The 8,501-nt window shown below is 60.8% G+C and carries 6 protein-coding genes; 1 reads left to right on the top strand and 5 read right to left on the bottom strand.

Features of this window, described 5'->3' with window-relative positions; all coding sequences use genetic code 11:
- The 5 genes from glyA to Q0367_RS07220 form a co-directional block, all read right to left on the bottom strand.
- Positions 1-1,153 (bottom strand): serine hydroxymethyltransferase (gene glyA, locus Q0367_RS07200; RefSeq protein WP_363325843.1); only part of this gene is annotated, 1,153 nt, incomplete at its 3' end.
- A 383-nt stretch (positions 1,154-1,536) separates the two neighbouring features.
- Positions 1,537-2,145 (bottom strand): hypothetical protein, encoded by a 609-nt coding sequence (locus Q0367_RS07205; protein WP_298981352.1) that lies wholly within the window; start codon positions 2,143-2,145, stop codon positions 1,537-1,539.
- Positions 2,146-2,283: 138 nt separating this feature from the next.
- Positions 2,284-5,277, bottom strand: a complete 2,994-nt coding sequence (locus Q0367_RS07210) for a 6-bladed beta-propeller (RefSeq protein ID WP_298981353.1) — start codon at positions 5,275-5,277, stop codon at positions 2,284-2,286.
- Between the two features lie 15 nt (positions 5,278-5,292).
- Positions 5,293-5,508, bottom strand: a complete 216-nt coding sequence (locus Q0367_RS07215; protein ID WP_298981354.1) for a hypothetical protein — start codon at positions 5,506-5,508, stop codon at positions 5,293-5,295.
- A gap of 228 nt (positions 5,509-5,736) precedes the next feature.
- On the bottom strand, positions 5,737-7,677 hold the full coding sequence (locus Q0367_RS07220) for a BTAD domain-containing putative transcriptional regulator (RefSeq protein ID WP_297640345.1): 1,941 nt from the start codon (positions 7,675-7,677) through the stop codon (positions 5,737-5,739).
- Positions 7,678-7,986: 309 nt separating this feature from the next.
- Here Q0367_RS07220 and Q0367_RS07225 point away from each other — a divergent pair.
- The coding region (locus tag Q0367_RS07225) for a LacI family DNA-binding transcriptional regulator (protein ID WP_298981356.1) at positions 7,987-8,501 on the top strand (515 nt) is incomplete at its 3' end.

The following is an 8,501-nucleotide window of genomic DNA, read 5'->3' on the forward strand; positions in this document are numbered from 1 at the left end:
GCTGGAGCGACTCATTGGTGGGATCCTTGGCGATGCGGGCGATCCAGCGGCCGATTTGGACGAACTCCTCGGCGCCAAGCCCTCGTGTCGTCGCCGCCGGCGTGCCCAGGCGGATGCCGCTGGTGGTCAGTGCAGGTTTCTTGTCGAACGGAATCATGTTTTTGTTACAGTGAATGCCCGCGCGGTCCAACGCCTTCTCCACCAGCTTGCCGGTGATCTCATTGCCATAGGCGTCCGTCCCCAGCACGCTCAGATCGACCAACATCAGATGGTTGTCGGTGCCGCCGCTGACAATGCGCAACCCTTCTTCCTGCAGCGTTTTCGCCAACACCTGCGCATTGTCCAACACTCGCCGTTGATAGGCGACGAAATCCGGACGCAAAGCCTCACCGAAGGCCACCGCTTTGGACGCAATCACATGCATCAAGGGACCGCCCTGGGTGCCGGGAAAGACCGCCCGGTCGATCTCTTTGGCCAGCTCCGCGCGACATAGAATTAGCCCTCCACGCGGTCCGCGCAAGGTTTTGTGCGTTGTCGAGGTTACTACATCGCAGTAGGGCACCGGGTCGGGGTGCAATTTGGCGGCCACCAGCCCGGCGACGTGCGCCATATCCATCATCAGTCGTGCGCCCACCTTGTCCGCAATCGCGCGCATGCGAGGAAAATCCCAAAAACGGGGATAGGCGCTGGCGCCCGCCACGATCAGCTTCGGTCGATGCTCCAACGCCAGTCGCTCCACCTCGTCGTAGTCGATGCGTTCGGTCTCCGGGTGGACGCCATAATGCATGAAGTTGTAGAGCTTGCCGGAGCTGTTCAGGTGGAAGCCATGCGTGAGGTGACCGCCGTGGTCAAGCTTCAGCCCCAACACGGCGTCCCCTGGCTTCAGCAGGGCGAGATAGACGGCCTCGTTGGCCTGCGCGCCCGAATGAGGCTGCACGTTGGCGTGCTCGGCGCCGAAGAGCCGCTTGGCCCGCTCGATCGCCAGGTTCTCGGCGACGTCCACGGCGTCGCAGCCGCCGTAATAGCGTTTGCCCGGGTATCCTTCGGCGTATTTGTTCGTCAGCACGCTTCCCAGTGCGGCCAACACAGCCGGGGAGACGTAATTTTCGCTGGCGATCAACTCGATGCCGCTGGCCTGACGGCGACGCTCCATCTCGATGGCTTCATACAATTCCGGATCAGACTCCGCCAGCACGCGCCGCGGATCGGGCAGATCGACCCAGGCCGGAAGCGTTGTTTCAGCAGGTGTGGATGACAGAACACTCATGCGATCGAACTCCTCTGCAGCGTATTGATCTCGTCACAGATTGGCGCCATTCCTTGAAGGCGGGGCGCGCAGCGCAACGGCAACATAGCACGCTTTCCGCCTTTCGTCAACGTGTTGAGGCGTCATTTCAATCTACCAACGGCTCACTTCCTGGCTCACTCCCCAGAAGCGCAACAGATGGGTCATCGCATCGATGCAGGTTGGCCGGTCTAGACTATTACGTTGACAGCCGTCGTGTGGCTGTTCGGGTTGCCCCGTTTCTCACTTGCTCAACCTTGTCGATAGACCGTCCACCGGGCGCCGAGGACTCGATCCTCCCAGATCATCGTGTTCTCATCCACAACGGTGTAAAACACGCTCCAGCTCATAGGCCGCGCCATCTCGCGTCCCATGTATTCTCTTGGCCCGTAATCTTGCAGTGTGAAATGGATGAAACCTTCGCCCGCCTGATATACGCCAACCTCCCAGGTCATGAGATTCCCCAAAACGACCTGATAGGAGTAACTGCCGTTGTGCTGTAAGATCATTTGAGTGTACATTGTCCCGTATTCGGTCGGAATCTGACTCTCCCAAACGCCGACAAGATTGAATGCCTGCCGCTGCTGTGGGAAAGGCTGCTGTTGCGGAAACGGCTGCTGCGGCGGCAATTGCTGAGGGACAGGTTGTTGCAACGGCAGTTGTTGTGGAAGCGGTTGCTGCGGCGGCAGTTGCTGAGGAACGGGCTGCTGCAGTGGTTGGGGCTGAACAGGCTGCGTCGGAGCAGGTGGAGAAGACCAGCCTGGCAACTGACAACCGAACAGCACCAGGCTAATTGTGAGAAACAACATCCAGAACATCCATTTCCTATGTTGAACTTGCGGCTGTTGATAAGCAAACATTTTTTCCTCCTGGCTGTCTAATCGATGTCTATGAGGGCGGCGGCTTCGCCTCTCGGCGCAAGGCTTGCCTTCAACTCGCTGCTCGCCACCCTCATTGTCCTCTGCTACATGCAACGCCAAAGATGCGCTCGTCCAACTTCAATGGCTGCGTCGAATCAGTGGAAGACACACTTTTGAAGGCGCCCATTGCCAGATCTCTCCGCCGTTGGCCGCGTTGGCTGTGGCGATGTAGAGACGGCCGTTAAAGATCGTCGCACCCTTGTCGAAATAGTCCGCCATCAAGTTATTCCGATCTCCCCACCCCTCTGCAGCCACCTGTTGCCAGTTCACCCCATCGGCCGAACGCCAGACCTCGGCGCCGGCGACCAGGTTGCTGAAGACTGCGTACAGATGTCCTTCAAAGGGGATCAAGCCGTACAGACGCGCCCTCTGCGGAGCGCCCAGCCCGCCGGCGAAGACATTGGTCCAGTTCATCCCATCCGTGGAGCGCCAGAGCTGTGCGCCGGAGACAGTGTTGCGCAGGGCGATGTACAGGGCGCCTTTGAACTCGGCCATTGCAGAGACATGGGTGTTGCCTGCGTCCTTCAAACCATCCGTGAACACAGGCGTCCACGTCGTTCCGTTCGCCGTGCGCCAGAGTTCGGCCTTCCAGGAGGCGCCGCCTCGCCCTAGCCCAACGTACAGATAGCCGTTGTACACTTCCATCACCACATCCAGCGAGGTCACCGAAGGCGCCAGGCCGAAAGCGTCCGCGTTGACCTGAACCCAGTCGCCAGGATTGCCGGTTGGACTCCGCCAGATTTCAACGCCGGTGGTCCAGTTCGAGGTCGCCGCGTACAGAGCGTGCGAGAACTCGGCAAAAGCGTTGACGGCCAGGTTGTTGGCGTCCCCAAAACCATCAGAGATCACCGGCGTCCACGAAGCGCCATCCGTGCGCCAGATCTGTCCGCCGTTCTCTGTGTAGACTCCGAGGTACAGGTGAGCGCCGAACGGTTGCATATCCTGCACTGAGGAGGTGGTAGACCAGGCAGGATGAAATGGGTTCCAGACGCGCCCGTCCGCCGTGCGCCAGATCTGACCGTTCCATGCGCCTACGTACATCTGCCCTTTGAAGACATCCAACGCGCTCAGCGCAGTGTTCCGATCCCCGAAGCCATTGATGTTGGCTTGCCGCCACCCCGGATAACCAGGAGCGAACTTTTGGATGCGATGATTGTTGCGGTCGGCCACGTAGAGGTTGCCGTTCACGTCGACAGCCACGCCAGAGGGAGCGCGCAGGCCGCCTGAGGTGCCGTCTGGGCTGCCGCCCACCGTGGTTAGATAGGCTCCTGTAGAATCAAAGACCTGAATGCGGCCATTCCATTCGTCGGCCACATAGACTCTGCCGCCGGAATCGACCGCCACCGCCAGCGGATGGAGATGCCCAAAGCTATCACTGAACACACCGGTCTCTCCGACAAACAGGGAGCAGGTGTAAACGCCGCCGCTGGGGAGGCATTTCTGCACGCGGTGGTTTCCTGTGTCGGCGACATAAACGGCGCCGTCGAGCCCCACCGCCGCGCTGTAGGGGCCATCGAAATGCGCGTTGTCTGCGCCGGCTTCACCGGTTACGCCGATCTGCGCCTTATAAACCCGATGGCTGTCGTAGACCAAGATGCGATGATTGCAATGATCTACGACGTAGATATCGCCCGTCGTTGGCGCAATCGTCACTGTGGTTGGGCAGTTGAACTCATAGGGGCCGACTCCGGCGCCGCCAAAGGTGGTCAGATAGAGGCCGTTGGCGCCGAAAATCTGGATGCGATGGTTCGCCGTGTCTGCTACATAGATGCGACCGGCTGCATCGACCGCCGGGCTGCCTTCTATGCCCGCCCACCAGTCGCCGAAGTGTGTGTTGTCGCCGCCGTAGACGCCGGCCTGGCCCACCGTCCACTGCTGTGCTCCGTCCGCATTCAACTTCACCAAACGAAAGCCGCGGTTCTCCGTCACGTACATGCTGCCGTCAGCGCCGATCGCAATTCCCCAGGGCGCGTTCAAATGAAGGTCGTCAGGCGTATAAGGCGTAAGCGTGACGCCGGTTGCGCCGAGGTAAGCGCCGCTGCTATTGAACTTCTGGACGCGGTGGCACACCGGATCGCTGACATACACGTGACCGGACGAATCAACGGCTACATCTTCAGGCCACAGGAAGTGAGCGTTGTCTGTCCCAGGCTGGTCGGTCACTCCGGCGAAGAGGGTGCACACGGCGGAGAGATTGCACTTCAAGACGCGGTTGTTCGCGCCGTCGGCGACATACAGATCGTTGCCTCGGATGGCGATCCCGCGCGCATGCTCCAGATGGGACAAGTCGTTGCCCGGCTCCCCCGTCGCGCCCAAAAAGGTGGCGCACATCCAGCTTTCCGGCGGCCCCGCATTCCGGATACAGCGTTGGATGCGATGGTTGCCGGTGTCCATCACGTAGAGCCGCCCACTGTTGTCGAAGGCGATGCGAGTTGGTTCATTGAAGCCGGCGTTATCTGACCTGGGCTCGCCGGTTGCGCCGATGGTGAGCACGTAGGCAGGGGCTGCGCCCGATACATCATAGACCTGAATGCGATGATTCCCCCGGTCCGAGACAAAGAGCCGTCCGATTGCATCAAACGCCACGCCCGAAGGCATATTAAAATGAGTGTTGTCATTTCCGCTCTCCCAGGGGTTGCTTTCCGGAATGGTGAGCAACGGAGCGCCCGCTGGGCTGAATTTTTTGACCGTCGGATGGAAGACGATCCAAATATTGCCGCCAGCGTCAACTGCTGCGTCCAGAGGCTTGTTCAGGAGATCGTCTTCGTAACCGGGCAGGCCCGCACGCCCGATCACGAGATCGTTCCCAGAAGCCGCAAAGCGAAGCAACCGATGCCCCTCCATTTCGGCGACGTACAGGCGATTGCTCGCATCGACCGACAGGCCGGAGGGGCCGTTCAGATGATCCACGTCGATCGGATACGGTTCTTCACTGACGCCGAACGTTTGAACATACCGCAGAGAAAATCCCGGCTCGCCCAACACAACTGCGACATTTCCCAGCGCAGCACCGGATGGCAGGGCAAGAGCAATCATCAGCAGGAAAAACACAAACAAACTCTGGCGTTTCATCTTGAATCTCCTTTCCTATTCTTCCCCTTCATCTGCGGACTCCTTTTGATGCGCTTTCCCCTCCTGAACGAGTGCAGAGCGCATCATCCAGCGCAGCACGCGCACCATCTTTTGTTCATCGGTGAACGGATGCGGCTTGCCTTCGGGCAGTGACTGCAACGTCCCGCGCAACGCTTCCGGTTCGGCCGGGTCCACGAGCAACCGTAAAATGAAGATTCGGACGACGCGCACAAAACCCCCAGCATCCTGTCAAAAACTGGAGTTGAGCTTTTCATTTCAATTCAAACCGGAAGAACTGCCGAAGGACTGCCGGAGACGATGAGGCGCCGGGGGGTTCCCCATTCTTAAAGCAGGTTCAATCGTATGCTCTCAACAGCGCAATGAGGTTGCGTCCGCCCAAATGCGCGGCTTTGAGCTGCGCTCTATACTGCCAGAACGCTTTGTTGAATTGCGCCAGGTTCAAGGCTGAACCGTTGCGGGTGGGGTCAACTTGCGGAAGTAAGCTTGCAGTTCATCCTGAGGCGCCGTATCCAGTTCGGTGCGAAGCGTCTGCGCTAACTGCAGGTAAAGGCGACGCGCACCCGCGACGTCTCCGAGCGCCACACAGGCGCGCATCCCCAAAAGCACCGCTCCTTCGTGCCAGGGTTCAAGGGCCAGCAAGCGCCGACAGGCGTCTAGCGCCTCGGCCGGACGGCCGGCAGCCAGTCGCGCTTCGGCGGCGCCAAACAAGGCGCGTTGATAGAGCAGGGCGATTCGCTCACGAGGAAGCTGCGTCCACGCAGCGTAGCGATACTCCGCCAACAACTCGCCGCCGTAAAGAGAGAGAGCCTCCTCCCACGCTTGCCGCCGACAATAGGCCTCAAACATTTCCACGTCGAGCCGCGAGCCTACCGGCAGCGTCAGCGCGACCTTGCCTTCCTCCACCGTCAGGTAACGGGAAGGGAATTTGTCCGGCAGGTCTGGCTCCAAAGCATGGCGCAACGCCGAAGTGGCGTGATGAAACGACGTCTGGGCGGCGGCGGGCGGCCTGGCAGGGAACAACGCCTCCGCCACCTGCTCGGCGGTCAGCCGATGACCAGGGGACAGCGCCAACAAGGCCAGCAGCTCGCCGGCCCGCCGCTGATGCAGGAGACGCTCTTCGACGATTCGATGACCCTGCCGGACGACAAAACCTCCCAACAGCGCAATCTGTAAGGGAGGCGGCGGCACCCGGCGCAATCGCTCCAGCAACAGCGCGCTCGTGCGCGCCAGAACAGCGTCCGGATCTGTTTGATATGCAGAGAGGAGAGGAAATGCAAGCGACCGCTCTTGCTCCAGAAGGAAGGCATACCCTTTTTCACTGAGGGTGCGCGCAGCGGCCAACCACGCATCCGCCGCCTCGGGCCTGCCTTGCTCGTGGAGGAGAGCAGCCAGCAAGAAACGACTGCGCCCCAACTCAAAGGCGGCCTCCATCCGCTCCGAAAGCTCAGTCGCAGCCCTCAGGTCGCGTTCGGCTCCGCTCAAATCGCCGCATCGCCACGCCGCCCGGCCGCGTTCGATCAAAGCGCGCACTTGATCATACCGGCAGCCCAGCCGTTGCATGAAGCGCAGCGCATCGTCCGCCCACGCGTGCGCCTCTGCTCCATGGCCCAAAAGGCGATGATAGCGGCTCATGCCCAAACGCATGGCCGTGTTGAGCCAGGGCTCGCCGCTCGCTTCGGCGATCGGCCGGACCTGGAGCAACAAGCGGCGGGCGACTTCCGTCTCGCCTTCGTCGAGAGCGAGTTCTGCACAAAGGCACAGCTGGCATCCCTGCGCCACCGACCCTGCGGGCGCCAGCGCCGCCAACTCATCCAGTGTGGCGTGGGCGAGTTGGGACTGCCCGGTCACCTGATAAATCAAGGCGGTCGTGATGAGCGGATAGATCAGCCACGCTGTGCGTCCCTCCTCCACGGCGATGCGGCGCGCCTCGGCGTCTGCGGCCAACGCCAGCTCGAAACAGCCTCTGGGATAATAGGCGCCCGCTGCCAGACCGTGCAGCGCAGCCACCTGCGCTCGCCGATATCCCGTCTCGCGCGCCAGATCTGCAGCGACCCGATAGTAGGCTTCGGCCTGTGAAAGAGCGCCCATGTCCGCTGCACAGTTGGCCAGCACCTGCCAGGCGTCGGCTCGCTCCGGCGTGCGGGCGTCCGTCAGCGAGAGCGTCTCATCTGCGAGGGCCTGTGCAATATCATAGCGCCCCAGCCGATAGTGGATGCGCGCCAGGCGGATCAACGCCCGAATCAGGACAAGCTTCTGCGCGCCGCTTCTGGCAATTTCGACGGCTCGCTCCGCCTGCGAGAGGCTGCTGGCCACGGAAACGAAAGGCTCGCAGACGATGTCTTCAACCGTTGCGTCATCCGCCCCTACAAGGGTTTTCATAAAAGCGCTGTACGTCGGACAACACTGAAGAATGCTCAAGCACGCTGTTTTTCAATTTTTTCGTCAGCTGAAATGGCTTCTATTTCGATTCTAGCACCGGGCTTGGGCGGGATCAAGGCATTCGGAGCCCCCTTTCGCTGCACCGGGATTCGACGCTTAACCGCCCCATGCAGCGCAAATCCATGAGGTCGCTGCAAAAAGGTGCAAAATAGGGGATTGACAACTTCCCATTTTTTGCTACAATACTGGCAACGATACCGGCAACGATACCGAAAACTTTTCTTTCCCAACGATAACACCCTATCAGGGATGCAACAATCACACACAGGAGTCACCATCCGTGATGTCGCGCGCGCGGCGGGGGTTTCCGTCTCGACAGTTTCGCGCGTGCTGAACGACAAAGACGACGTTGCGCCGGAGACGGCGGCAGCCGTGCGCCGCGTGATCGAAGAGTTGGGCTATGCGTCGAGCCTGGCGGCGCGCGGGTTGCGCAGCCGCACGACGCATGTCGTCGGCGTCATTGTGCAAGACATGTGGCACCCCTTCATCTCGACCCTGATCAAGGGCATCAATGAGGTGGTGGCGGCGCACTCCTATGATCTGCTGGCCTACGCCAGCGCGCGACGCAACGTGGAGGCGCTGGCGCAATGGGAGCAGCAACAGGTGGCGCGGCTCAACGGCACGATCACCGACGGCATCATCGTTGTGACGCCGCACGCCGCCACCTATCGCACAGCCTTTCCCATCGTCGCCGTGGACCCGCACCGGGCGGACGCCGAATTTCCGGCGGTGATTTCGACCAACCGCCAGGGCGTGCTGGAGGC

The organism is uncultured Caldilinea sp. (assembly GCF_937128415.1).
Lineage (GTDB): Bacteria > Chloroflexota > Anaerolineae > Caldilineales > Caldilineaceae > Caldilinea.